Annotated in this window: 23 protein-coding genes; 11 read left to right on the plus strand and 12 right to left on the minus strand. The window is 64.4% G+C overall.

Going from position 1 to position 24,355, the window contains the following annotated elements; translation table 11 throughout:
- Positions 1–33: 33 nt before the first annotated feature.
- Together nadD and R9B85_RS09515 are read right to left on the minus strand one after the other, a co-directional pair.
- Positions 34–726: a nicotinate-nucleotide adenylyltransferase gene (gene nadD / locus R9B85_RS09510; RefSeq protein ID WP_423770990.1), complete on the minus strand. Its 693-nt coding sequence runs from the start codon at positions 724–726 to the stop codon at positions 34–36.
- Complete coding sequence (locus R9B85_RS09515; protein ID WP_112253627.1) at positions 695–1,966, minus strand: glutamate-5-semialdehyde dehydrogenase; 1,272 nt, start codon at positions 1,964–1,966, stop codon at positions 695–697. Before R9B85_RS09515 ends, nadD begins: the two co-directional genes overlap by 32 nt.
- Positions 1,967–2,295: 329 nt before the next feature.
- On the opposite strand from R9B85_RS09515, the gene R9B85_RS09520 reads away from it, so the two are divergent.
- On the plus strand, positions 2,296–2,964 hold the full coding sequence (locus R9B85_RS09520; RefSeq protein WP_112253629.1) for a DNA-3-methyladenine glycosylase: 669 nt from the start codon (positions 2,296–2,298) through the stop codon (positions 2,962–2,964).
- 3 nt (positions 2,965–2,967) lie between these two features.
- Complete coding sequence (locus tag R9B85_RS09525; RefSeq protein WP_112253630.1) at positions 2,968–4,284, plus strand: bifunctional DedA family/phosphatase PAP2 family protein; 1,317 nt, start codon at positions 2,968–2,970, stop codon at positions 4,282–4,284.
- A gap of 116 nt (positions 4,285–4,400) precedes the next feature.
- On the opposite strand, the gene R9B85_RS09530 is transcribed toward R9B85_RS09525, so the two are convergent.
- The 3 genes from R9B85_RS09530 to R9B85_RS09540 are packed head-to-tail and all read right to left on the minus strand — an operon-like array spanning position 4,401 to position 6,076.
- Entirely contained in the window at positions 4,401–4,991 is a 591-nt protein-coding gene (locus R9B85_RS09530) for an LON peptidase substrate-binding domain-containing protein (RefSeq protein ID WP_112253631.1), read from the minus strand.
- A gap of 9 nt (positions 4,992–5,000) precedes the next feature.
- Entirely contained in the window at positions 5,001–5,717 is a 717-nt protein-coding gene (locus R9B85_RS09535) for an LrgB family protein (RefSeq protein WP_013974365.1), read from the minus strand.
- Positions 5,714–6,076 (minus strand): CidA/LrgA family protein, encoded by a 363-nt coding sequence (locus tag R9B85_RS09540; protein WP_046613232.1) that lies wholly within the window; start codon positions 6,074–6,076, stop codon positions 5,714–5,716. The genes R9B85_RS09535 and R9B85_RS09540 overlap by 4 nt, the downstream gene beginning before the upstream one ends.
- Positions 6,077–6,219: 143 nt before the next feature.
- Here R9B85_RS09540 and R9B85_RS09545 point away from each other — a divergent pair, with 143 nt between their 5' ends.
- The 9 genes from R9B85_RS09545 (at position 6,220) to R9B85_RS09585 (ending at position 17,608) form a co-directional block, all read left to right on the plus strand.
- Complete coding sequence (locus R9B85_RS09545; RefSeq protein WP_112253632.1) at positions 6,220–6,675, plus strand: MaoC family dehydratase; 456 nt, start codon at positions 6,220–6,222, stop codon at positions 6,673–6,675.
- 247 nt (positions 6,676–6,922) lie between these two features.
- Positions 6,923–7,801 (plus strand): 50S ribosomal protein L11 methyltransferase, encoded by an 879-nt coding sequence (gene prmA / locus R9B85_RS09550; protein WP_313856764.1) that lies wholly within the window; start codon positions 6,923–6,925, stop codon positions 7,799–7,801.
- A gap of 42 nt (positions 7,802–7,843) precedes the next feature.
- Positions 7,844–9,214: a DUF3426 domain-containing protein gene (locus R9B85_RS09555; RefSeq protein ID WP_313856766.1), complete on the plus strand. Its 1,371-nt coding sequence runs from the start codon at positions 7,844–7,846 to the stop codon at positions 9,212–9,214.
- Between the two features lie 254 nt (positions 9,215–9,468).
- A complete protein-coding gene (gene dusB, locus R9B85_RS09560) occupies positions 9,469–10,482 on the plus strand; it encodes a tRNA dihydrouridine synthase DusB (RefSeq protein ID WP_046613238.1) in 1,014 nt (337 codons plus the stop codon).
- Positions 10,479–10,799 (plus strand): DNA-binding transcriptional regulator Fis, encoded by a 321-nt coding sequence (gene fis, locus R9B85_RS09565; RefSeq protein WP_019099786.1) that lies wholly within the window; start codon positions 10,479–10,481, stop codon positions 10,797–10,799. Before dusB ends, fis begins: the two co-directional genes overlap by 4 nt.
- 81 nt (positions 10,800–10,880) lie before the next feature.
- A complete protein-coding gene (gene purH / locus R9B85_RS09570) occupies positions 10,881–12,488 on the plus strand; it encodes a bifunctional phosphoribosylaminoimidazolecarboxamide formyltransferase/IMP cyclohydrolase (protein WP_063911866.1) in 1,608 nt (535 codons plus the stop codon).
- 135 nt (positions 12,489–12,623) lie between these two features.
- Entirely contained in the window at positions 12,624–13,919 is a 1,296-nt protein-coding gene (gene purD / locus R9B85_RS09575; protein ID WP_075046492.1) for a phosphoribosylamine--glycine ligase, read from the plus strand.
- A 143-nt stretch (positions 13,920–14,062) separates the two neighbouring features.
- A complete protein-coding gene (locus R9B85_RS09580) occupies positions 14,063–16,834 on the plus strand; it encodes a hybrid sensor histidine kinase/response regulator (RefSeq protein WP_112253635.1) in 2,772 nt (923 codons plus the stop codon).
- Between the two features lie 177 nt (positions 16,835–17,011).
- A complete protein-coding gene (locus R9B85_RS09585) occupies positions 17,012–17,608 on the plus strand; it encodes a MarC family protein (protein WP_112253636.1) in 597 nt (198 codons plus the stop codon).
- Here R9B85_RS09585 and R9B85_RS09590 read toward each other — a convergent pair.
- The 7 genes from R9B85_RS09590 to cobG form a co-directional block, all read right to left on the minus strand.
- Positions 17,605–18,228, minus strand: a complete 624-nt coding sequence (locus R9B85_RS09590) for a hypothetical protein (RefSeq protein WP_112253637.1) — start codon at positions 18,226–18,228, stop codon at positions 17,605–17,607. The two genes, R9B85_RS09585 and R9B85_RS09590, sit on opposite strands and share 4 nt — an antisense overlap.
- Complete coding sequence (locus R9B85_RS09595; protein ID WP_243432187.1) at positions 18,221–18,913, minus strand: hypothetical protein; 693 nt, start codon at positions 18,911–18,913, stop codon at positions 18,221–18,223. Before R9B85_RS09595 ends, R9B85_RS09590 begins: the two co-directional genes overlap by 8 nt.
- Positions 18,914–18,971: 58 nt before the next feature.
- Positions 18,972–19,655, minus strand: coding sequence for a hypothetical protein (locus R9B85_RS09600; protein ID WP_112253638.1), 684 nt, complete (start codon positions 19,653–19,655; stop codon positions 18,972–18,974).
- 93 nt (positions 19,656–19,748) lie between these two features.
- Complete coding sequence (cobJ, locus tag R9B85_RS09605) at positions 19,749–21,431, minus strand: precorrin-3B C(17)-methyltransferase (RefSeq protein WP_423771060.1); 1,683 nt, start codon at positions 21,429–21,431, stop codon at positions 19,749–19,751.
- 2 nt (positions 21,432–21,433) lie between these two features.
- Complete coding sequence (locus R9B85_RS09610) at positions 21,434–22,168, minus strand: precorrin-2 C(20)-methyltransferase (RefSeq protein ID WP_016712210.1); 735 nt, start codon at positions 22,166–22,168, stop codon at positions 21,434–21,436.
- Positions 22,165–22,791 carry a precorrin-8X methylmutase gene (locus tag R9B85_RS09615; protein ID WP_003257545.1) on the minus strand — a complete coding sequence of 209 codons (627 nt, stop codon included), beginning with the start codon at positions 22,789–22,791 and terminating at the stop codon, positions 22,165–22,167. The genes R9B85_RS09610 and R9B85_RS09615 overlap by 4 nt, the downstream gene beginning before the upstream one ends.
- The gene (gene cobG, locus R9B85_RS09620; RefSeq protein WP_215520468.1) at positions 22,784–24,115 is read right to left on the minus strand and encodes a precorrin-3B synthase; all 1,332 of its coding nucleotides are present in this window, start codon (positions 24,113–24,115) and stop codon (positions 22,784–22,786) included. Before cobG ends, R9B85_RS09615 begins: the two co-directional genes overlap by 8 nt.
- Positions 24,116–24,355 lie beyond the last annotated feature (240 nt).

Consider the following 24,355-nt stretch of genomic DNA (forward strand, 5'->3'; position numbering starts at 1 on the left):
TTCAACTCGTTGGATGAGGCGCCAGAGGCACCGTCAGTTAGGTGCACGATACAGTTCGTGCGCCTCGATGTAGGCCAGTACGGCGTCCGGCACCAGGAACCTCACCGATTTGCCGCTGGCCAGCAGCTGTCGGATCTGTGTAGCCGACACCGCAAGCGGCGTCTGCCAGACGAACGAAATGTTTCCCGCCGGGCCGGACATGGCGGTGGGATCGCTCTCCGAGCGCGCAGCCAGCAGGTTGCGCAGCTCGTCAGGGGGTTCTACGTCGGCATCCGGGCGCTGCAGCACCAGGATGTGACAGTGTTGCAGCAATTCTTCCCAGCGGTGCCAGCCGGGCAAGCCACAGAAGGCATCCCAGCCCAGCACCAGGAACAGCTGGTCGTTGGCGGCCAGTTCGGTGCGGATCGATTCCAGCGTGTCGATGGTGTACGACGGCTTGTCGCGCGCCAGCTCACGGGCATCCACGCTCAGGCAGGGCACGCCCTGCACGGCGCCTTGCACCATGGCCAGGCGGTCCTGCGCGGCCACCTGCGGGGTGTCACGGTGCGGCGGCCGGGCGTTGGGCAGCAGACGCAGCTCGTCCAGCCCCATGAACTCCGCCACTTCCAGCGCGCTGCGCAGGTGGCCGATATGCACGGGGTCGAAGGTGCCGCCAAGAATGCCGATGCGCCGGACTGCCTGGGCCTTGCTCAACTCAGCAGGACTCCTGGCCGCGCAGCTGGCCATCGCCGATCACTACGTACTTCTCGCAAGTCAGGCCTTCCAGGCCGACCGGGCCACGGGCATGCAGCTTGTCGGTGGAAATGCCGATTTCCGCACCCAGGCCGTACTCGAAGCCGTCGGCAAAGCAGGTCGGGGTGTTGAGCATGACCGACGCCGAGTCGACCTCGGCCATGAACTGGCGGGCTTCGCCCTGGTGTTCGCTGATGATCGAATCGGTGTGGTGCGAACCATAGTGGTTGATGTGCTCGATCGCCTGATCCAGGCCGTCGACCACGCGGATCGACAGGATCGCGTCCAGGTATTCGGTGTGCCAGTCGGCCTCGGTAGCCGGCTTGGCGTCGATGATCGCCCGGGTGCGCTCGCAGCCACGCAGTTCGACGCCCTTCTCCAGGAAGCGGCGGGCCATTTCCGGCAGGAAGCGCTCGGCCACCTGCTGGTCGACCAGCAGCGTTTCCATGGCGCCACAGATGCCGTAGCGGTACGTCTTGGCGTTGAACGCCACGCGCCAGGCCTTGTCCAGGTCGGCGTGCTGGCTGACGTAGACATGGCAGATACCGTCCAGGTGCTTGATCACTGGCACTCGGGCATCGCGGCTGATGCGTTCGATCAGGCCACGGCCACCGCGCGGCACGATGACGTCGACGAATTCCGGCATGCTGATCAGCGCGCCCACGGCTTCGCGGTCGGTAGTCTCGACCACCTGCACCACGGCTGCCGGCAGGCCGGCAGCTGCCAGGCCACGCTGGATGCAGGTGGCGATGGCGCGGTTGGAGTGGATGGCTTCGGAGCCGCCACGCAGGATGGTCGCGTTACCAGACTTCAGGCACAGGCTGGCGGCATCGATGGTCACGTTCGGGCGCGATTCGTAGATGATCCCGATCACCCCCAGCGGCGTGCGCATCTTGCCGACCTGAATACCCGATGGGCGGTAGCTCATGTCGCGGATGGCACCGACCGGGTCCGGCAGGCTGGCCACCTGGCGCAGGCCGGTGATCATGCCGTCGATACGCGCCGGGGTCAGCGCCAGGCGATCGAGCAGCGCAGGCTCCAGGCCGTTGGCGCGGCCGGCGGCCAGGTCCAGCTCGTTGGCAGCAGTCAGCTCGGCACGAGCGGCGTCCAGTGCGTCGGCGGCAGCTTGCAGGGCGCGGTTCTTCTGCGCGGTGCTGGCACGACCGATCACCCGGGAAGCCTCTCGGGCAGCGCGACCCAGGCGGGTCATGTAGTCAAGAACGGACTCAGTCATGGGTTCGGTGTCTTGGCGAAGGGGAAATCGGCTGATTATAACTGGCGCGCAGGTGTACGCCCAGCGGCGGGTGGCGGATGGTAGAAAATGGCCGGGGGCATTGTGTAGGAAAGATGTAACTGGGCTTAACGAAATTTCTTTCTCCTACTGCGGCCTATTCGCGGGTAAACCCGCTCCCACAGGGGGTTGCATGACTCGATTCTTGTAAGTTTCCTGTGGGAGCGGGTTTACCCGCGAAGAGGCCGACCCTGCCAACATCACTCTTGATTCAGCCTCGATTAAGCCATTCATTGCTATCATCCCCGCCTTCCCAGCCGCGAACCGCCCGCATGCCAGCCTTGCCCGACAGCTTTTTCGACCGCGATGCCCAAACCCTGGCCAAGGCCTTGCTGGGCAAGGTCATCCGCCATCGCCACGGCGACCTGTGGTTGGCCGCGCGCATCATCGAGACCGAGGCCTACTACCTCACCGACAAGGGCAGCCATGCCTCGCTCGGCTACACCGAGAAACGCAAGGCATTGTTCCTCGATGGCGGGCACATCTATATGTACTACGCGCGCGGCGGCGACTCGCTGAACTTCAGCGCCCACGGGCCAGGCAACGCCGTGCTGATCAAGTCGGCCTATCCTTGGCAGGACGCCCGTTCAGGGCCGAACAGCCTGGCGCAGATGCAACTGAACAACCCCGATGCCAGCGGCAATCTGCGCCCCGTCGAGCGCCTGTGCGCCGGCCAGACCTTGCTGTGCCGGGCGCTGGGCCTGAAGGTGCCGCATTGGGATGCCCAGCGTTTCGATGCCGAGCGCCTGTACGTGGAGGATTGCGGCAACGCCGTGCCACGGGTGATCCAGGCTGCCCGCCTGGGCATCCCGCATGGCCGCGACGAGCACCTGCCCTACCGTTTCGTCGATGCCGAGTACGCCCGTTTCTGCACGCGGAACCCGTTACGTCGTGGCCAAGTCGAAGGCCGCGACTTCTTCATTCTCGAACAAGGAAGCTGAACCATGGGCCAATGGCTCGACAGCCTGACTGGCTGGCTCAGCGCCAACCCGCAGTGGCTTGGCCTGGCAATATTCCTGGTGGCCTGCATCGAATGCCTGGCCATTGCCGGCATCATCGTGCCAGGCACCGTACTACTGTTCGCGGTAGCGGTACTGGCCGGCAGCGGCACCTTCAGCCTGGGCGAAACCCTCCTGCTGGGCTTTCTCGGCGGCCTGGTTGGCGATGCCTTGTCGTACACGGTGGGCAAGTACTTCCATCAGAACATTCGCCGCCTGCCCCTGCTGCGCCACCATCCGGAATGGATAGGCAGCGCCGAGGCCTACTTCCAGCGCTACGGCATCGCCAGCCTGCTGGTAGGGCGTTTCATCGGGCCGTTGCGGCCGATGCTGCCGATGGTCGCCGGCATGTTTGACATGCCGCTGCCGCGCTTCATCGCCGTCAGCCTGGTGGCCGGTGCCGGCTGGGCGGTGGCTTATTTGCTGCCCGGCTGGGCTACCGGCGCAGCCATGCGCCTACCCTTGCCGGAAGGCTTCTGGCTGGACGCCGGGATCATCGCCGGCACCCTGGCAGTCATCATCGGGCTGAGCCTGAACACCAGCATTCGCGATCAACGCCACGGCACCCGGCTGATCGCCGGCATGAGTTTCCTTGCCTTGGCCGGGGTATTCCTCGGCTGGCCCTACCTGCACGAGTTCGACCAGGGCGTGATGACACTGGTGCAGGAGCACCGCAGCCAGGCCATCGACGGCGCCGTGGTGCTGGTGACCCGGCTGGGCGACTTCCGCACCCAGTTATTCCTAGGCGGCCTGCTGACGGGCCTGCTGCTGCTTGCCCGGCAGTGGCGGCATGCGATGTTCGCCGCGGGCACGCTGATGGGTACGGCATTTGCCAATGGCACGCTGAAATGGCTGTTCGCGCGGGCCCGCCCGGAAGTGCTGAGTGACCCGCTGACCAGCTACAGCATGCCCAGCGGACACAGCTCGGCGTCGTTTGCGTTCTTCCTGGTAATGGCGGTGCTGGCCGGGCGCGGGCAGCCGCCGCGGATGCGCCTGACCTGGGTAATGCTGGGCTGCATTCCGGCGCTGGCGATTGCCCTGTCACGGGTGTATCTGGGCGCGCACTGGCCGACTGATATCCTCGCCGGGGCCTTGCTGGCATGCTGTGTGTGCGCGCTCAGCCTGGCACTGGCGCAGCGTCACCAGACCCTGCCGGCATTGCCACTGCGGGTGTGGTGGCTGGTGTTGCCGGCATGTGTCGCATTGCTGGCTTTCTTTGCCATGCATGCGCTGCCGCAGGCTTTGCTGCGGTATCAGTATTGATATGGCCTCTTCGCGGGTAAACCCGCTCCCAGAGATAGCGCCGTTCTCAGGCTTGATGCAGTACCTGTGGGAGCGGGTTTACCCGCGAAGAGGCCGGTACTGGCAACACATCACTATCAGGCAAACAGCTCTCCCTGAATCCTCTCCAGCAGCTTCTGGATCTCGCCCAACCGCTCCTGTGGCGAGTCGAGGCTGAGCAGATCCAGCTTGTCCTCTTCCATGAACGGCAGCAGATACGCCAGCTGGTTGGCCAACGCCTGGCGCCCGCCCACCGGGCGCGGCATGTCCAGGGCTTCGACCATCGGGTGCTCGCCCAGGGCCACCAGCAACGCCAGCAGGTCTTCGTCCACCTCGAGCAACGGGCTGTCCACCTGCTCCGGCAACCATTGCACCTGCCCTACCAGCAACTGATCCTTCTGCACCTCGGTGCTGTCCAGATTGAAGCGTCGCACACCTTCCACGCGGATACCCAGCAAGCCGTTATCCTGCTGCACGAAGTCACGGATCACTGCCTCGCAGCCGATCGAGGCGACCACTGGCGGCGCCTTGCCAACCTGCTCGCCTTCCAGGATGCATACCACGCCAAAACCTTCGCCCCGCTTCATGCAGCGCCCGATCATGTCCAGGTAGCGCGCCTCGAAAATCTGCAAATCGAGGAAACAACCAGGAAACAGCACGGTATTGAGGGGAAACAGCGGTAGCGTCATCACAAGTCCTCAAGCCACCAGGCTGACCGCCAGCGGCAGGAACACCGCCGTGGCCACCCCCATCAGGCTCATCGCCAGCGCGGCAAAGGCGCCGCATTCGTCACTTTCCTGCAGGGCCACCGAAGTGCCCACCGCGTGTGCCGTTACGCCCAGCGACATGCCGCGCGCCTCGGGGCTATGCACGCCAAAACGGCTCAGCAGCGCCGGGCCGAAGATTGCTCCGATCACCCCGGTAATCAACACGAACACCGCAGCCAGGGCCGCCACGCCGCCAATCTGCTCGGCCACCAGCATGGCGATCGGCGAGGTCACCGACTTCGGCGCCATGGTCATGAGGATCATGTGCTCGGCACCGAACCACCAGCCCAGCAACAGGCAGCACAGCGTGGCGAACAGGCCTCCGACTACCAGCGTAGTAAATGTGGGCCAGAACAGCTGCCGGATACGCCGCAGGTTGAGGTAGAGCGGCACGGCCAGGGCCACGGTGGCAGGCCCCAGCAAGATGTTCATGATTTCGGTGCTCTTGCGGTATTCGCTGTAGTCGATGCCACACACCAGCAACACGCCGATCACCAGCAGCATCGACACCAGTACCGGCTGCAGGAAGATCCAGCGGGTCTTCTCGTAGGCCGCCAGTACCACCTGGTAGGCCCCAAGCGTGATGCCAATACCGAACAACGGATGATGAACGACCGCATCCAGTGCGCCTTGCCAGTCGAGCATCATGGCTGCTCCTCGCGTCGGCCCTGGCGGTGGATGAGCTTTTGCATCAATACGCCGACGAACACCAGGGTGACAAGGCAGGAGATCAGCAAGGCACCGGCAATGGCCCAGAAGTCGGCGGCAATATCCTTGGCATACACCATTACCCCCACCGCCGGCGGCACCAGCAACAGCGGCAGGTAACGCAGCAGGCTGCTGGCGGCCTCGTTCAGCGGCTTGCCCACCTCACCACGGGCCATGAGGAAGAACAACAGCAGCAACAGGCCGATGATCGGCCCCGGCAGAAACGGCACCAACAGGTGGTTGATCGCCGTCCCCAGCAGCTGGAACAGCACCAGCCAGGTCAAACCACGCAACAGCATAAGCATCTCCCTCGAGCATGGCCGTCATTATAAGCACGTGCCGCCACATACCGATATTCGTCGAAAAGCGCGCAACTTGACTGATACGGTTCGTCGTGCTGATCTTGCACTTTCGTGCCAACTTACAACTCGGAGAGTCCGCGATGCCCCATGTACCGGTTACAGAGCTTTCGCAGTACGTTGGTAAGGAACTGGGCCACTCGGCCTGGCTGAAGATCGACCAGCAGCGCATCAACCTGTTCGCCGAAGCCACGGGCGACTTCCAGTTCATCCATGTCGACCCGGAAAAGGCGGCGAAAACCCCGTTCGGCAGCACGATCGCCCACGGTTTCCTGACGTTGTCGCTGATTCCCAAGCTGATCGAGGACATCCTGGTCCTTCCCGAAGGGCTGAAGATGGTGGTGAACTATGGCCTGGACAGCGTACGGTTCATCCAGCCGGTCAAGGTCGACAGCCAGGTGCGGCTGAAGGTGGACCTGGCCGAGGTGACGGAAAAAAGGCCGGGGCAGTGGTTGCTCAAGGCGATTGCCACGCTGGAGATCGATGGGGAAGAGAAGCCTGCTTATATAGCTGAGTCGCTCTCCCTCTGCTTTATCTGAAGCACCCCATTCTGTGGGAGCGGGCATGCCCGCGAAGCAGGCACCGCGGTGGATGGCACGGGCTTCGCCCGTGTTCGCGGGCGCGCCCGCTCCCACAGGGTTCATGCCAGGATTTCAATGTTGCGCTAGGCAGTAGCCCTCACAGGGTCTGCGCCAGGCCTCCTCTACAAACCCACCGCACTCGCGTAAACTGCCAGCCTTCGCGCAGCCTTGGGCTGCCCCTGTCGATTTACCAAAGGTGCCCGCCATGCCCTGGCTGCAAGTACGCCTGGCCATCAGCCCGGAACAAGCCGAAACCTACGAAGACGCCCTGCTCGAAGTGGGTGCCGTCTCGGTCACGTTCATGGATGCCGAGGATCAACCGATCTTCGAACCAGACCTCAACACCACTCCGCTGTGGTCGCATACCCACCTGCTGGCCCTGTTCGAGGCCGATGCCGACCCTGAGCAGGTATTCGCCCACCTGCGCCTGCTGACCGGCGCCGAGCTGCCCGAGCACCAGGCCGAGGTGATCGAGGACCAGGACTGGGAACGTAGCTGGATGGACAACTTCCAGCCGATGCGCTTCGGCCGCCGCCTGTGGATCGTGCCCAGCTGGCACGAGGCCCCGGAACAGGACGCGGTGAACCTGCTGCTCGACCCGGGCCTGGCGTTCGGTACCGGCACGCACCCCACCACTGCCCTGTGCCTGGAATGGCTCGACGGCCAGCAGCTCGAAGGCACCCAGGTGCTGGACTTCGGCTGCGGCTCGGGCATCCTGGCCATCGCCGCGCTGCTGCTGGGCGCCCGTGAGGCGGTCGGTACCGACATCGACGTGCAGGCGATCGAGGCTTCGCGCGACAACGCCCAGCGCAACGGCATCGCCGACGAGAAGCTGGCGCTGTACCTGCCCGAGAACATGCCGGCCATGCAGGCCGATGTATTGGTCGCCAACATCCTCGCCGGCCCGCTGGTGTCGCTGGCACCGCAACTGTCCGGCCTGGTCCGCCCAGGTGGCCTGCTGGCACTGTCGGGTATCCTCGCCGAGCAAGGTGAGGAAGTTGCCACCGCGTATGCCGCCGACTTCGAGCTGGACCCGATCGTCGTGCGCGACGGCTGGGTGCGCATCAGTGGTCGCCGCCGCTAAGCGGGCCTAGAATACTTTTCTGCATAGCTCCCGGATCGCCGCATGACCGACAGTTTCGTCACCCAGTGCCCGCATTGCCAGACCAGCTTTCGCGTCACCCATCACCAGTTGAGCGTGGCCCGCGGCGTAGTGCGCTGCGGCCACTGCCTGCAGGTGTTCAACGCCGCCAGGCAGCTGCTGGAGCAGAACCGCGCCAGCGGAGCCAGCGCCCCTGCGGTGTCGGCGCCGATGCCAGCTGCCCCTGCCGAGCCGCCGGTCGAGGCGATCGAACCGGCGATCGAACCCGAGCCTGTCGCCAGCGCGCCGGGCATCACCCCGGACGAGGACTGGGCGCTTACCTCCCAGGCGCTGGAGGCGCTCGACCTCGACATGGAGCTGGAGCGCCTGGAACGCCGCGGCCAACCGGCCACGGCTCGCCCGGCAAGCCAGGATGACGGCCTGCAGGCGCGGCGTGACGAACTGCACCCGGACGAACATGCCGACGACCTGTTCGGTACGGCTACCGATGAGCCGTTCGAACCGCAACCGGAAATTGAACCCGCGCCCGTGCTGCGGGAGCCGGAGCCCCTGGAGCTGAATCTGCAACCCGCCCCTGGCGAGCGGACCGAGCCGACATTAAGCGGCAATCTGGACCTGGACATCGACGACGAGCCACCGGTCCACCCTGCCGCCGAAATCGATGATCACCCCGAATTCGACGACCCGCTGAGAGCCAGCGATGATGAAGCCCCCATACTGGGCCTGAGCGCCCGCGATGACGAGCCGCTGGAGCTGCGCCTGTCAGCGCGCGATGACGAGCCTGTCGAGCCGCTACCCGGCGAACGCCTGGAGCCAGGCCTTGCCGGCAAAGCCGAGCGCCCGGCGCGCAAGGAGCCGCTGGTCGATGTGGTCGACGACCCGCTGCAGCTGGGCTGGGAAAAGCCCGCACCCAACTGGGGCAAGCGCCTGTTGTGGGGCTTCCTGACCCTGCTGGCCGCTGGCTTGCTGGCGTTCCAGTACGTGTGGTTCCATTTCGACGAAATGGCCCGCCAGGACCAATATCGGCCGCTTTTCCAGCAAGTCTGCCCATTGGTCGGCTGCGAGGTGCCGACCCGCGTCGATATCGCCCGAATCAAGAGCAGCAACCTGGTGGTCCGCAGCCACCCGGACTTCAAGGGCGCGCTGATCGTCGATGCGATCATCTACAACCGCGCACCGTTCGCCCAGCCTTTCCCGCTGCTTGAGCTGCGCTTCGCCGATCTCAATGGCCAGCTGATCGCCAGCCGGCGCTTCAAGCCCAGCGAGTACCTGTCGGGCGAACTGGCCGGGCGTGGCGAAATGCCCAGCCAGACCCCAATCCATATCGCCCTGGACATCCTCGACCCAGGGCCGAAGGCAGTGAACTACAGCCTGAGCTTCCGCTCGCCGGAATAGCCACCGACCCTGTGGGAGCGGGCGTGCCCGCGAACACGGGCGAAGCCCGTGCCACCCATTGCGCCGCCTGCTTCGCGGGCACGCCCGCTCCCACAGGGGCCGCGCAAGGTCCTGGGGCCTCGTCCGTACCAAAAGTCATAAGCCGACAACTGTTCAGATTTTATCCAAATCCATCTTTATCCGGTCATCGAGAGCGGGTATCATGCCAACCCTTTTTCGAACTCCAAGATTCGGCCCCACAACAGGGATCACCTATGTCGGCGGTACGCATCGGCCCATACACACTACGTAACAACCTGATCCTCGCGCCCATGGCCGGGGTCACGGACCAGCCTTTCCGTACGCTTTGTCAGCGCCTGGGCGCCGGCATGGTGGTGTCGGAAATGGTCTCCAGCGACATGAGCCTGTGGAACAGCCGCAAGTCGAGCCTGCGCCGCATCCATGAAGGTGATCCCGAGCCCCGCTCGGTGCAGATCGCCGGCGGTGATGCGCAGATGATGGCAGCGGCGGCAAAGGCCAACGTCGAAGCGGGTGCCCAGATCATTGATATCAACATGGGCTGCCCGGCAAAAAAAGTCTGCAACAAAGCCGCAGGCTCTGCTTTATTGAGAGATGAAGCCTTGGTCAGCGAGATTCTCCACGCCGTGGTCGGCGCCGTGGACGTTCCGGTGACCCTGAAGATCCGCACCGGTTGGGACCGGGCGAACAAGAACGGCCTGAACGTGGCGAGGATCGCCGAGCAGGCCGGCATCCAGGCGCTGGCGGTGCATGGCCGCACACGCGCCGACCTGTACACCGGCGAAGCCGAATACGACACCATCGCTGCGATCAAGCAGGCGGTGTCGATCCCGGTTTTCGCCAACGGCGATATCACCTCGCCAGAAAAGGCCCGGGCGGTGCTGGACGCCACCGGGGTCGATGGCCTGTTGATCGGCCGTGCCGCCCAGGGGCGGCCATGGATCTTTCGCGAGATCGAGCATTACCTGCGCACTGGCGAACACCTGCCAGCGCCGCAGCTGGACGAAGTGGAACGCATCCTGCTGGAGCACCTGGCCGCGCTGCATGCCTTCTATGGCGATGTGATGGGCGTACGTATCGCCCGCAAGCACGTTGGCTGGTACCTGGCAACACGACCCGGCGGCAAGGAGTTTCGCTCCCGGTTCAACGCTTTGGAAGACACACAAGCGCAGTGCGCCAACGTTCGCGCGTTTTTCAGCGAACGTCGACAGAGCCTTGAGACAGAGGACGGACAAGGGGTGGCCGCATGACGATGATGACCGAGACATTTGTGAGTGGAACAACGCCCGTGAGCGACAACGCCAACCTGAAACAGCACCTCAACACGCCGAGCGAAGAGGGCCAGACCCTTCGCGACAGCGTCGAGAAGGCGCTGCACAACTACTTCGCCCACCTGGAAGGCGCGACCGTGACGGACGTGTACAACCTGGTGCTCTCCGAAGTCGAGGCGCCCCTGCTCGAATGCGTGATGAACTACGTGAAGGGCAACCAGACCAAGGCCAGCGAGATGCTCGGGCTGAACCGAGGTACCCTGCGCAAGAAGCTCAAGCAGTACGACTTGTTGTAAGCCAGAATCCCAACCAGAAAAGGCGGCTCCCTGAACAGAGGCGCCTTTTTTGCTGACTCCACCGCGTTATTGGAACCCGAAATGACCGACCAGACTACCCGCCTGCCAGTCCGCCGCGCCCTGATCAGCGTCTCCGACAAGACCGGTATCCTCGAATTCGCCCGTGAGCTGCAGCAGCTCGGTGTCGAGATCCTGTCCACCGGCGGCACCTACAAGCTGCTCAAGGACAACGGCGTCAACGCGGTGGAAGTGGCCGACTACACCGGCTTCGCCGAAATGATGGATGGCCGGGTCAAGACCCTGCACCCGAAAATCCACGGTGGCATCCTCGGCCGTCGCGGCACCGACGATGCCATCATGAACGAGCACGGCATCAAGCCGATCGACCTGGTAGCGGTCAACCTGTACCCGTTCGAAGCGACCATTTCCAAGCCTGGCTGTGACCTGCCGACCGCCATCGAGAACATCGACATCGGCGGCCCGACCATGGTCCGTTCGGCTGCCAAGAACCACAAGGACGTGGCCATCGTGGTCAACGCCAGCGACTACGCCGGCATCGTCGAAGGCCTCAAGGCCGGTGGCCTGACCTACGCCCAGCGCTTCGACCTGATGCTCAAGGCGTTCGAACACACCGCTGCCTACGACGGCATGATCGCCAACTACATGGGCACCATCGACCAGGCCAAAGAAACCCTGAGCACCGAAGGCCGCAGCGAGTTCCCGCGCACCTTCAACAGCCAGTTCGTCAAGGCCCAGGAAATGCGCTACGGCGAGAACCCGCACCAGAGCGCGGCGTTCTACGTAGAAGCGAAGAAAGGCGAGGCCAGCGTTTCCACCGCCATCCAGTTGCAGGGCAAGGAACTGTCGTTCAACAACGTTGCCGACACCGACGCCGCACTGGAGTGCGTGAAGAGCTTCGTCAAGCCGGCCTGCGTCATCGTCAAGCACGCCAACCCATGCGGCGTGGCCGTGGTACCTGAGGACGAAGGCGGCATTCGCAAGGCCTACGACCTGGCCTACGCCACCGACACCGAGTCGGCGTTCGGCGGCATCATCGCCTTCAACCGCGAACTGGACGGCGAAACCGCCAAGGCCATCGTCGACCGCCAGTTCGTCGAAGTGATCATCGCCCCGAAAATCTCCCAGGCCGCGCGCGACGTGGTTGCCGCCAAGCAGAACGTACGCCTGCTGGAGTGCGGCGAGTGGCCAGCCGAGCGCGCAGCCGGTTGGGACTTCAAGCGTGTCAACGGTGGCCTGCTGGTCCAAAGCCGCGATATCGGCATGATCACTGCCGATGACCTGAAGATCGTCACCAAGCGTGCGCCGACCGAGCAAGAGATCCACGACCTGGTGTTTGCCTGGAAAGTGGCCAAGTTCGTCAAGTCCAACGCCATTGTCTACGCCAAGCAGCGCCAGACCATCGGCGTCGGCGCCGGCCAGATGAGCCGCGTCAACTCCGCGCGCATTGCTGCAATCAAGGCCGAGCATGCCGGCCTGCAAGTGCAGGGCGCAGTCATGGCGTCGGATGCGTTCTTCCCGTTCCGTGATGGCATCGACAATGCGGCTAAAGTAGGTATCAGCGCCGTGATCCAGCCGGGTGGTTCGATGCGTGATGCTGAAGTCATCGCCGCTGCCGACGAGGCAGGTATCGCGATGGTCTTCACCGGCATGCGCCACTTCCGCCACTAATCAAGATGGCCGGCCGACCCTCGGCCCCTGTGGGAGCGGGTTCACCCGCGAATGCGATGCTGGGTTCACCGCCGTATTCGCGGGTGAACCCGCTCCCACAGGGTACGAGGTCTGCCGCCAAACAGAGGTTTTGACATGAAAGTTTTGATCATCGGCAGCGGCGGCCGTGAGCACGCCCTGGCCTGGAAAGTCGCCCAGGACCCACGCGTCGAGAAAGTCTTCGTTGCACCGGGCAACGCCGGCACCGCCATTGAAGCCAAGTGCGAAAACGTTGCCATCGACGTTTGCGCCCTGGAGCAACTGGCTGACTTCGCCGAGAAGAACGTCGACCTGACCATCGTCGGCCCGGAAGCACCCCTGGTCATCGGCGTGGTCGACCTGTTCCGCAGCCGCGGCCTGGACTGCTTCGGTCCGACCAAGGGCGCGGCCCAGCTGGAAGGCTCCAAGGCCTTCACCAAGGACTTCCTGGCGCGTCACAAGATCCCGACCGCCGACTACCAGAACTTCACCGAAATCGAGCCGGCGCTGGCCTACCTGCAGGAAAAAGGCGCGCCGATCGTGATCAAGGCCGACGGCCTGGCCGCGGGCAAGGGCGTGATCGTCGCCATGACCCTGGAAGAAGCCGAAGCCGCCGTGCGTGACATGCTGGCCGGCAACGCCTTCGGCGATGCGGGCTCCCGCGTGGTCATCGAGGAGTTCCTCGACGGCGAGGAAGCCAGCTTCATCGTCATGGTCGACGGCCAGAACGTGCTGCCCATGGCCACCAGCCAGGACCACAAGCGCGTCGGCGACCAGGATACCGGCCCGAACACCGGCGGCATGGGTGCCTACTCCCCTGCCCCGGTAGTCACCGCCGAAGTGCACCAGCGCGTGATGGACCAGGTGATCTGGCCGACCGTGCGCGGCATGGCCGAGGAAGGCAACGTCTATACCGGCTTCCTCTACGCCGGCCTGATGATCGACAAGGCGGGCAACCCCAAGGTCATCGAGTTCAACTGCCGCTTCGGCGACCCGGAGACCCAGCCGGTCATGCTGCGCCTGGAATCGAGCCTGGTGCTGCTGGTCGAAGCAGCCTTCGCCAAGGCACTGGACAAGGTCGAAGCACAGTGGGACCCGCGCCCGAGCCTGGGCGTTGTGCTGGCTGCCGGCGGTTACCCGGGCGACTACGCCAAGGGTGACGTGATCAACGGCCTGGACGCTGCCGCGAAGATCGAAGGCAAGGTGTTCCATGCCGGTACCGCACTCAAGGACGGCAAGGTGACCACCAACGGTGGGCGCGTGCTGTGTGCCACCGCCATGGGCAGTACTGTTGCCGACGCGCAGCAGCAGGCTTACCGCCTGGCCAAGGAAGTAAGCTGGAACGGCAGCTTCTACCGCACCGACATCGGCTACCGGGCCATCGCCCGCGAACGCGGTGAGCACCAGCAGTAAGTGGTAGCGGAGTGCCGCAGCGCGCCCAGCACCTTGCGCCTGCGGCATCCGGCTCGTCGACAGGGCCCCGAGGGGCCTTGCCTTCGACTTGGCGCGCCGCGCATAGTTAATACCCGGCACCTTGGCTAAGAAGGGATTTCGTAGTGCGTCGGCTTCGGATTGCCTCAGCTCTGATCGTCAGCTTGCTGACCTTGCTCTGCATGTTCCCGGCTGCGGCCGAACATGACGGAGGCTGGGCCGTTCTGCTCGACGAACAGGCCAACCTGCAACTGAGCGATGTGCGTTCCGAGCGTTACCGCAACCAGTTCAGCCCGCTGGTACTTGCCGAACTGGATGCCGCACCTGCGGAACAGGCCCTGTGGCTGCACTACCGCCTGGAGCCCGGCGAGCAGGAACAACTGCTGCGGGTTTTCGCCCCAGACCTTTCCGGCCTGGACCTCTACGCCCTCGAGGGCGACCAGCTTCTGCGTCAGCTGCACCATGGGCGCCAGGCCGGCAATGCCAGCCCGACCCTGCGCGGCAGCGACCATGTATTGCCCCTGCCCAACAGCAAGCAACCCCTGGATATCTACCTGCGCCTGGTTTCCGAACACCAGCTACGCCCGGCCATCAGCCTGGAGCCTGCGGCCGTGGCAGCCTCCGACCAGCGCCAGCCACTGCTGTTCGGCATGCTGTTCGGCGGGCTGGTGATGCTGATCCTGCACAACCTGATCCGCTTCCTCTACAGCCGCTCCAACACCACCCTGATACTGGCGCTGTACCATGGCCTGATGCTGCTCAGCGGCCTGATCCTGCTGAACCTCAGCGGCCCCTGGTGGCACGTGTGGCATAGCGCGCAAACACCCGCCGCATACCTGACGCTGGTCCTGGCCGGCCTGGCCGGGCTGTGTTTCACCCAGCATTTCTTCTCGCCATGCAACTCGCCACGGCTCAACCGCCTGCTGCAGGGCGAGATGCTGGTGGCCGGGGTGAGCGGATTGGTGCTGCTGTTCGTCGACACCCTGCCGCTCAACCTGATGACCTACGCCCTGATGGCCCTGGGCAGCGTGAGCATGCTGCTGGTCAGCAGCTACCACTGGTACAAGGGCTATGCGCCAGCACGCCTGTTCAGCCTGGCCATGGTGGTGTTCAACCTCGGTGGCCTGGTGCTGCTGCCGGCGCTGCTGGGCCTGACTCGTACCTCGACACCCTGGCTGCTGTGCATCCTGCTGGGCCTGACCGTGGCCAGCGGCCTGCTGCTCAACCTGGCAGTCAGCGAACGCCTGCGACGCATGAGCGAGGAGCGCTTCAGCGCCAGCCGCGCCCTGGCCGCCAGCGATGCCGAGATCAACGCCAAGGCCGAGTTCCTGGCCAAGATCAGTCACGAAATCCGCACCCCCATGAACGGTGTTCTGGGCATGACCGAGCTGCTGCTGGGCACGCCGCTGTCGGTCAAGCAGCGCGACTACGTGCAGACCATTCACAGCGCCGGCAACGAACTGCTCACGCTGATCAACGAGATTCTCGACATTTCCAAGCTGGAATCCCGGCAGATCGAACTCGATGATGTGCAGTTCGACCTCAACGCCCTGATCGAGGATTGCCTGAACATCTTCCGCGCCAAGGCCGAACAACAGAACATCGAACTGATCAGCTTCACCCAGCCGCAGGTACCACGGGTGATCAGCGGCGACCCGACGCGCCTGCGCCAGGCCTTGTCGAGCCTGCTGGAGAATGCCCTGAAAAACACCAGCCAGGGCGAGATCCTGCTGGTAGTGGCATTGGACCAGCGCGGCGAGGTACCGCGCCTGCGCATCGCCGTTCAGGACAGCGGCGAACCGTTGCCTGCCGCTGACCGCGAAGCCCTGCTGCAGGCCGAGTTGCACAGCCATCACTTCCTCTCCAGCAACAAGCTGGGCGGCCACCTGGGGCTGGTCATCGCCAAGCAGTTGATCGGCCTGATGCAGGGTGAGTTCGGCATCAAGAGCAGCACCGGCATGGGCAACACCCTGTGGCTGACCCTGCCACTGGACCCTTCGCGCCTGGAACAGCCACCGGCAGACCTCGACAGCCCGCTGCGCGATGCCCGCGTGCTGGTGGTGGACGACAACGACACCTGCCGCAAGGTGCTGGTACAGCAGTGCAGCGCCTGGGGCATGAACGTCAGCGCAGTCCCGTCGGGCAAGGAAGCCCTGGCCCTGCTGCGCACCAAGGCTCATCTGCGCGACTACTTCGATGCCGTGCTGCTGGACCAGAACATGCCAGGCATGACCGGCATGCAGCTGGCCGCCAAGATCAAGGAAGACCCGAGCCTGAACCACGACATCCTGGTAGTGATGCTCACTGGCATCAGCAATGCGCCGAGCAAGGTCATAGCGCGCAACGCCGGGGTCAAGCGGATCCTCGCCAAGCCGGTGGCCGGCTACACGCTGAAAACCACCCTGGCCGAAGAGCTGGCCCAACGCGGCCGCGAGCAAGCCGTACCGCCCAGTTTGCCCGGCAGCCCCCAGGCACTGGACCTGCCCGGCGACTTCCGCGTGCTGGTCGCCGAGGACAACAGCATTTCGACCAAGGTGATCCGCGGCATGCTCGGCAAGCTCAACCTCGAGCCCGACACTGCCAGCAATGGGGAAGAGGCCTTGCAGGCGATGAAGGCGCAGCACTATGACCTGGTGCTGATGGACTGCGAAATGCCGATACTGGACGGATTCTCGGCCACCCAGCAGCTACGCGCCTGGGAAGCCGCCAACCAGCGCCAGCGCACCCCAGTGGTGGCGCTGACCGCGCACATACTTGCTGAACACAAGGAACGCGCCCGCCTGGCGGGCATGGACGGGCACATGGCCAAGCCTGTGGAATTGTCACAGTTGCGAGAGCTGATCCAGTACTGGGCCAATCAGCGGGAAGCCAAGGTGGATCCGGTGCATAGTTCCTGATCTCAGGCGCCTGTGCCGTCCTCTTCGCGGGTAAACCCGCTCCCACAGGGATAGCATTGCCTTCAGGCCTTGTGCAGTACCTGTGGGAGCGGGTTCACCCGCGAAGAGGACGGCACAGGCTATTAACAGAATCTGCTGATAAACTCTGCCCAGCCATAACTGCCTGGACCAGCCCCCATGCTCCATGAGTTGTTCAGCGTCTACCTGAAAATGCTCGTGCTCTACAGCCCGTTCTTCGTGCTGTCGTGCTTCATCAGCCTGACCCGCGGCCACTCCAGCAAAGAGCGCAAGCAGCTGGCATGGAAGGTGGCTATTGCCGCGCTCGTCGCCAGTGTCCTGCTGTACCTGTTCGGGCGGGCGATCTTCGGCATCTTCGGCATCACCGCCGACGCTTTCCGCATCGGCGCGGGCAGCGTGCTGTTCATTTCGGCACTGGGCATGGCTCAAGGCAAGTCCGCAGTACAGGCCGACAACGTGCAGCAGGACGTCACCATCGTACCGCTGACCATCCCGCTCACCGTTGGCCCCGGCACCATCGGTGCACTGCTGGTAATGGGCGTCGGCCACCCGCATTGGGACGACAAGCTGTTGGCCATCATCAGCATAGCCCTGGCCAGCTTCACCGTCGGCCTGGTGCTGTACCTGTCACACCGTATCGAGCGCATCCTAGGCGACCAGGGCCTGCAGATCGTCAGCCGCCTGATGGGGCTGTTCGTCTGCGCCCTGGCGGCGCAGATCATCTTCACCGGAATCAAGGGCTACCTGACCTCCTAGAGGGCGTAATCCAGAACACGCTGCATGGACACCTGCACCACCCGGTCCTGCACCTTGGGCAAGAAGCTGTGCTCGAAAGCCAGCAGGTTGAAACGTATCAACTCCGCACGCACGTTCCGGTAGCTGCGCTTGTGGCTGATGAAGCCCGCGCCGAAGGCCGAGCGCGTGTCGGTCTCATGGTAAAGCACCATATCCACACGATTGGCACCGGCCGGCGCACACGGCAACAACTGGAAGTGCTGGCGTTCATAGGCGCGCCGCTCAAGCTCCTGCAGAACCGACGGGTTGGCCAGCAGCTTCTGCATGGAGATGCCAATGGCCGAGGCAAAATGTTCGCCGGCGGTTACCGCAATGGTTTCCAGTACCTGATCGGCCTGCCGGGCGCGGCGCTGGTCGGGCCAATGAAGCTGCTCGGCAGACACGGCGTCCCAGCCCATGTACTTGAGCTGGTTGCGGTAATAGGCAAACCAGTCCTTGACCAGCCCTTCCCTGCACGCCGTCTCGGTCGCGCGCTCGGCCATCGCCAGGGCCAGTTTCACCTTGGTTTTCTGCGCTGCGGAAATACCCGGCAGGAACGAGACAATTCCTGCACCGATCACGGCAGACGTGGCGTCACTCATGATGTGCTCCTGTTGCTGGCGCATGAGGATCGAATCGGTAGTCACCCTGGGCATCCTTCAGTTTCATCAATGCCTGCAGTTCGTCACGCTGGTGTTGGAAGCGCCCGTTATCCAGCAACATAGAAACTGCATTGAACTCGGCTTCCCCCTGAAGCAATTGTTCGCTTAGCAATCCATCCAGCGAGACGCCCGACATCGGCTTGTCGATTTGCAAGGTAATGCTGCAAAGCTCGAGGGCCGGTCCTGGCTTGAGCAGGCCAAGCTCGATCACCAACTGCGAACGCTGCGCCTGGTCCTGCGCGCTGAATTTCAGCAAATGGCAACAACCTGCTGCTGATCGTTCCAGGCCCGCCTTTACCGCGGCCAGCACGGCCTCGTGGCGGATCGAGCGTATTTTCAGCCACGCCTCAAGTGGCTGAGCCTGCGCGCTACGCGCGGGTTGCCCCAACTGTTTGAGATCATGCGTGCTGGCCAGCTTGATCCAGCCCAGTTGGCGGTATGCATCTCGGTAGGCGGCGTACCAGCCTTCGTAGTTTTCAAAGCGTGACCCAGCGTTCTTGTTGGCCAACAACTGCGCGTAAAGTATCGAGTCGAAGGCGGCCTGACGTTGAATCGGGCCGGTTCCCGCGGGATACAGCAACGCCGTTCCGCCAATCAACATCAGTTGTTCAACTTTTTTATCCATTGCGTTGCCTCGTCACAAGGAGTCGAAAAGGCGGCGTTGCGCCAACGCCGCCTTGCACTCAGATGTCGTACTGGAGAACGTTCTCGACGCTGCGCACGCCGAGTTTGTTTTCCACGGTTTCGCGGATTTTGTCGTAGACGAAGGTATTGAGCGTGAGCACCGCCGTACCGGCGTAATACTGCGTCTTGTCCAGCTTCCATTGGATGCCCAGCAAATCGTCATCCAGTTTCGGAGCGCCGGCCTGAATGCAGCTCACCACCATCACCACATCGTTGTTTGCGGTTTCGATGCACGCGGCCAGCCCGACCATGCCCCTGGCCTTGTTCTTGCGCTTGTGGTCGAGCACCTTGGCGTCGTTCTTGACGGTGCTCAGTTTGTCGAAAGCGCTCTTCGCCAGGTCAGCCAGCACCGTGCCACCCAGCATGGCATTGCCGGCAGCCCCTATCGCACGGATAGCGACGGCGCCTACGGTGACAGACAGCTCGGCCGAAGTTTCCAGCTCGAAGCTGCGACGCGGGATGGTAAAGCCGAGATCACGCATGACATCGACGAATTTGTCGTACCACTGCCTGCTCTGTTTTTCGGCGTCAAAGGCTTTGTCGGCCACCAGCGTGGCAAAGTGGAAGGCATTTTTCACATCGTGACGGTTTTGCGCAGACATGCCAGCGCCGCAGGCGAGCAGGTTGCCTTCGACCAGGATGGCGGAGTCGTTGGTGGTGGTGCCTTGGGTTGCTTCGGACATCTGGAAACTCCTTGGTGGTTGCCCCATGAGTCAGGGGCAGCCACCTTAGCCAGCGCGGGCGATACGCAACGCGCTGAAGGGTTTCCGACGTATTCAGGAGGCCGAGGGATACCAACGTGGCGTGTAGGCCCACACTCCACCCGACAGGCGAGGAAACACGCAGGTTGTCGAGGAGCCCACCAGCACCATGGTGCGCATGTCGACCATTTCCGGCAGCAGCTCGGCCAATGTGACGACATTCAGCGTCTGCCCCGGCCTACCGATATCTCGGCCAAGGACTACAGGCGTGTTCCCCTCGCGGTGTCGGCGCACGATCTCCAGCGCGACCCCAAGCTGGTGTGGCCTGGCCTTGGAAATCGGGTTGTAGAACGCCAGCACCAGGTCGGCCTGGGCCGCCAGGTCCAGGCGCTTTTCAATGATCGACCAAGGCTTGAGGTTGTCCGACAGCGACATCACGCAGAAGTCATGCCCCAGCGGCGCGCCTGCCTGGGCGGCCGTCGCGAGCGAAGCCGACACCCCCGGCAGTATCTCGAGATCGACGCGATGCCAAGCGGGGTCGCTCGACTCGTGCAACGCTTCGAGCACCGCAGCAGCCATGGCGAACACGCCTGGGTCGCCAGACGAAACCACCACCACCGAACGCCCTTGGGCCGCCAGTTCGAAAGCGTGCCGGGCACGCTGCATCTCTTCACGGTTATCGGTGCAGTGCAGCACCTGGTCGTCACGGAACGGACCGGCCATGCGCACGTAGGTTTCGTAACCGAGCACATCCTCGGCCCGCGCCAGTTCGGCCTTGACCGCCGGCACCATCAGCTCGGCTGCACCCGGCCCCAGGCCAATGACCGCCAGGCGACCCCGACGACGGCCAACCTGCATCACCTCGACCGGGGCAGGCGCCACCGCGATGACTATATCTGCCACCTCGATCAGTTGCGCAGCGGGCAATGCCGCAGCAACCATGCCCGCCACATCATGCCCCTTGGCGGCGAAGCGCAAGGCGACACCCAGGGCCTGTGCCGCTTCGTGCAAGGAGCCATCGGCCATGGCCTGCTCGTCGGCCAGCAGGCAGGCCACAGCGGGCTCGGCGATGCCGGCCTGCTGCAATGCCGCACGGATACTGGCCAGGCTGCCGCCGGCAACACCCACTACCACCGAACGCGGGTGGATCAGCAGCTCGTCGCGACTGGCCGGGCGGGCCTGGTGCCCCACATGGATGGTACGCCGGGCCGCCTCGCTGGCAGGCAACTGCGCCTGCTGCAGCCACGGCGCGTCACCTTCGATGCGCACCGCCTCGCCAGCCAGCAGGTCGGAGACGAAGCGCTTGCCTTGTTCGATATCCCCCAACGCATAGCCTTGCGGCGGGTTCAGCAGACAGGTGCCGAAACGCAGCTCGCCGCTGGTGGTGATCGCCGCAGCAACACCCAATGCTTCAGCGATCTGGCGCGCGATCACGTTCACACCGCCAAGGCCACCGAGCAACGGCACCACGGCACTGCCGTCTTCGGCCACGGCCAGTACCGGCGGCTCGACACCTTTCTCGCTGAGCAGGCTGGCCAGGCTACGGATGACGATACCCGCCGCGCACAGGGCGATGATCGGTGTGTTCTGCTGGTACAGCTCGCGCAGGGTATCGCCGAACGCGGTGTAGCAAAGGTCGGCACCCTCGACCCGGCCTTCCAGCCCATGGATCGATGCCTGTGGATAACACTGCTGGATACGCTGCGCCGTGGCCAGGCTGCCCTGGCCAAGAATGACGATCGCCGGTGCCTGGTGCATGTTCAGCCCTGCCATTTTTCACCCGGTACGATGATCAGCGAGAAGTACGGTGACGACTGTGGGTCGACCTGGTCCAGCGGCACAATCTTCTGGTTGGCCATGGTCGCCCGCTCCACATACAGCGCGCGCCCGTCCAGGCCCAGTTCCGCCAGCACTTCGCGCACCTTGGGGAAGTTGCGGCCAAGTTTCATGATCACCGCCGCGTCGGCGTCGGCCAGGCGACGCTTGAGCTCTTCGGCCGGCAACACGCCAGACAGCACCGACAGGCTCTGGTTGCGGTATACCAACGGCGCGCCCAGTACCGAGGCGCCACCGAGCATCGAGCAGACGCCCGGGATCACTTCGGCCTCGTAGCGCTGCGCCAGTCGGTCGTGCAGGTACATGTAGGAACCGTAAAAGAACGGGTCGCCTTCGCAGATAACCGCCACGTCGCGGCCGGCATCCAGATGCTCGGCTACCTGCACGCTGGCCTCGTCGTAGAAGTCGCTGATTACCTGCTCATAGGACAGCGGCGCCGGCAGCGCTTCGGTGGTTACCGGGTAGACCAGCGGCAGCAAGGTCTGCTCGGGCTGCAGGTGCGCCTCGATGATGCCGAAGGCGTTACCGCGCTTGCCCTTGGCCACGAAGTAGCCAACCACGGGCGCTTCACGCAGCAGGCGCAGGGCCTTGAGGGTAATCAGTTCAGGGTCGCCAGGGCCTACACCCAGGCCGAGCAGACGTCCACGCGGCGCCATCATTCCACCTCCGTGGCCAGGGCGTTGACCGCGGCGGCGGCCATCGCGCTGCCGCCCAGGCGGCCCTGCATGATCACGAACGGCACGCCACGGCTGTCGGCGGCGAGCATCGCCTTGGACTCGGCGGCACCGACGAAACCGACCGGGAAGCCGAGGATCAACGCCGGCTTGGGGGCGCCGGCGTCGAGCATTTCCAGCAGGTAGAACAGTGCGGTAGGCGCGTTGCCGATCACCACCACACTGCCTTCCAGATGCGGGCGCCACAGCTCCAGTGCCACGGCGGAACGGGTGTTGCCGGCGTCTTTCGCCAGGCCCGGTACGCTCGGGTCGCGCAGGGTGCAGATGACCTTGTTGTCGGCGGGCAGGCGGGCGCGGGTGATGCCTTCGGCGACCATGTGCGCGTCGCACAGGATCGGCGCGCCGTTCAGCAACGCCTCGCGCCCGGCCCGGCCGGCACCTTCGGAGAACTGCAGGCCGTCGATGGCGTCAACCATGCCACAGGCGTGGATCACGCGCACGGCGAGCTTTTCGAGGTCTGCGGGGATCCGCTCGAGTCGGGCTTCTTCGCGGATGATCCGGAAGGAGTTGCGATAGATCTCCTGACCATCGCGGATGTAGTCAATCATCAAGGTGCTCCGTCGGCAGGTCGAGCATGGCGCCTGCTTCATTCAAGGTAAGGTCGGTGGCGCGCAGGGCGCCGAAGCCCGGCTGGCGTGCATCACGCAGGTACAGGTCGTAACGGCCCGGCGCGCGGGCCAGCAGGGTGGCCGGGGCAACATGGGCCACGGCGCAGGATCGGGGGCAACCGGACAAGTGCACGCTGCCGGGCAAGCCAGGGCCGAGCAGTGCCGCCAGGGTGACGGCGTCGGCCTTGGTCTCGCCCAGGGCCTTGGCACAGCCACTGGCGCCGGTACAGGCGCTTATGCGTGCCAGCGGCTCATGGTCGTGGCACAGCAGGCCCAAGGCGGACAGCTCGGCCTGGGCGTGGTCGATGTGTTGCGCTTGCAGGTTGGTCAGCACCAGGCTTTGCCAGGGGCTCAGGCGAAGGCTGCCATCGCCATGTTCACGGGCAACGCGCGCAGCGCCACGCAGCATGGCCGGGGTCAGGCGGCCCTGCGGCGGGGCAACGCCCAAGGCGAGGCCCTGCGCCTGCGGCAGAACGCCCAGCCACGAGACGCTGCGCGGTTCACGTCGCCATGCGAGCACGCCGGCATCGCGGCGGATGGCCAGGCCGAGTCCGTCGATGAAATCGGTTACGGAACACACCTCGAGCAACTGGCGCATGCGCGACTGTGCCGGGGTCGCCAGGTCGAGGAAGCGCTCCAGCACCGCACGCACCAGGGCAAGGCCTTGTTCCGCCGGCACCGCGCCGAGCACCTTGCCGTCTGCCGGGCAACCCGCCAGGCCAAACGCCAGCCAGGTCTGCTGCTCCAGGCGCAGGGCCGACAGCCACAGGTCATGGGGGTGTTCGAGCATGGCCAGGTTTTCGCCGGCATCCAGCTGCACGGCGAACTTGGCCGACAACTGGTGAAAACGCGGGGTGCCTTCCAGCAGGTCGAGGATCTGCCCTGCCAGCGGCCGAGCGTCCAGCAGCATCGCCGGGTCATGCCCGGCCAGCGGGCTGAGCATCAGGTTGCGCACATCGTCCCCGGCGGCATCACGTGGCCCCAGGCCAGCAGCGAGCAGTGTCTCGACCAGGCCGCGATGCTCGCTGCCGATGCCGCGAATCTGCAGGTTGCCGCGGTTGGTGGCTTCGATCACGCCACCGGCGAAACGCTCGGCAGCCGCCGCCACCGCATCGGCCTGGTCGGCCAGCAGCAGGCCGCCCGGCAGCTTGATGCGGCAGATGCCGCCATCACGGGCACTGACGATACGCCACAACCCCGGGCAGGCCGAGGGGCGGGGCGATACATGGGGGGCATTGGCCTGGGTCAATGGGGCGTCCGGCAATCTGTGAAAATGCGCTTGAGTGTAGAAGGCGCGGTATTATGCCTGCTTTGTCCGGCGGCATGAAAAGCCGGTGGTCGAGCATCATCGACGATCGAGTGGAAATCCAGGACCGCGTCGCCTTCTTCGCGGGCACGCCCGCTCCCACAGGACCGCCGCTGCCCTCAACGGCTGCGATGCACCTGTGGGAGCGGGCGAGCCCGCGAAGGGGCGCGCAGCGGCCCCAAAAATGGCGGAATGAAA

The organism is Pseudomonas sp. NLJ1 (assembly GCF_049486705.1).
Classification (GTDB): domain Bacteria; phylum Pseudomonadota; class Gammaproteobacteria; order Pseudomonadales; family Pseudomonadaceae; genus Aquipseudomonas; species Aquipseudomonas inefficax.

Coding starts and splice junctions, on each gene's coding strand:
- prmA (WP_313856764.1), top strand. CDS start 6,923: ATGCCCTGGCTGCAAGTACGCCTGGCCATCAGCCCGGAACAAGCCGAA.
- R9B85_RS09595 (WP_243432187.1), bottom strand. CDS start 18,913: ATGGATAAAAAAGTTGAACAACTGATGTTGATTGGCGGAACGGCGTTG.
- R9B85_RS09545 (WP_112253632.1), top strand. CDS start 6,220: ATGCCCCATGTACCGGTTACAGAGCTTTCGCAGTACGTTGGTAAGGAA.
- fis (WP_019099786.1), top strand. CDS start 10,479: ATGACGATGATGACCGAGACATTTGTGAGTGGAACAACGCCCGTGAGC.
- R9B85_RS09600 (WP_112253638.1), bottom strand. CDS start 19,655: ATGTCCGAAGCAACCCAAGGCACCACCACCAACGACTCCGCCATCCTG.
- cobJ (WP_423771060.1), bottom strand. CDS start 21,431: ATGCACCAGGCACCGGCGATCGTCATTCTTGGCCAGGGCAGCCTGGCC.
- R9B85_RS09585 (WP_112253636.1), top strand. CDS start 17,012: ATGCTCCATGAGTTGTTCAGCGTCTACCTGAAAATGCTCGTGCTCTAC.
- R9B85_RS09525 (WP_112253630.1), top strand. CDS start 2,968: ATGGGCCAATGGCTCGACAGCCTGACTGGCTGGCTCAGCGCCAACCCG.
- dusB (WP_046613238.1), top strand. CDS start 9,469: ATGTCGGCGGTACGCATCGGCCCATACACACTACGTAACAACCTGATC.
- R9B85_RS09530 (WP_112253631.1), bottom strand. CDS start 4,991: ATGACGCTACCGCTGTTTCCCCTCAATACCGTGCTGTTTCCTGGTTGT.
- purH (WP_063911866.1), top strand. CDS start 10,881: ATGACCGACCAGACTACCCGCCTGCCAGTCCGCCGCGCCCTGATCAGC.
- purD (WP_075046492.1), top strand. CDS start 12,624: ATGAAAGTTTTGATCATCGGCAGCGGCGGCCGTGAGCACGCCCTGGCC.
- R9B85_RS09515 (WP_112253627.1), bottom strand. CDS start 1,966: ATGACTGAGTCCGTTCTTGACTACATGACCCGCCTGGGTCGCGCTGCC.
- nadD (WP_423770990.1), bottom strand. CDS start 726: ATGGCCAGCTGCGCGGCCAGGAGTCCTGCTGAGTTGAGCAAGGCCCAG.
- R9B85_RS09615 (WP_003257545.1), bottom strand. CDS start 22,791: ATGATTGACTACATCCGCGATGGTCAGGAGATCTATCGCAACTCCTTC.
- R9B85_RS09610 (WP_016712210.1), bottom strand. CDS start 22,168: ATGATGGCGCCGCGTGGACGTCTGCTCGGCCTGGGTGTAGGCCCTGGC.
- R9B85_RS09535 (WP_013974365.1), bottom strand. CDS start 5,717: ATGATGCTCGACTGGCAAGGCGCACTGGATGCGGTCGTTCATCATCCG.
- R9B85_RS09520 (WP_112253629.1), top strand. CDS start 2,296: ATGCCAGCCTTGCCCGACAGCTTTTTCGACCGCGATGCCCAAACCCTG.
- R9B85_RS09555 (WP_313856766.1), top strand. CDS start 7,844: ATGACCGACAGTTTCGTCACCCAGTGCCCGCATTGCCAGACCAGCTTT.
- R9B85_RS09590 (WP_112253637.1), bottom strand. CDS start 18,228: ATGAGTGACGCCACGTCTGCCGTGATCGGTGCAGGAATTGTCTCGTTC.
- R9B85_RS09540 (WP_046613232.1), bottom strand. CDS start 6,076: ATGCTGTTGCGTGGTTTGACCTGGCTGGTGCTGTTCCAGCTGCTGGGG.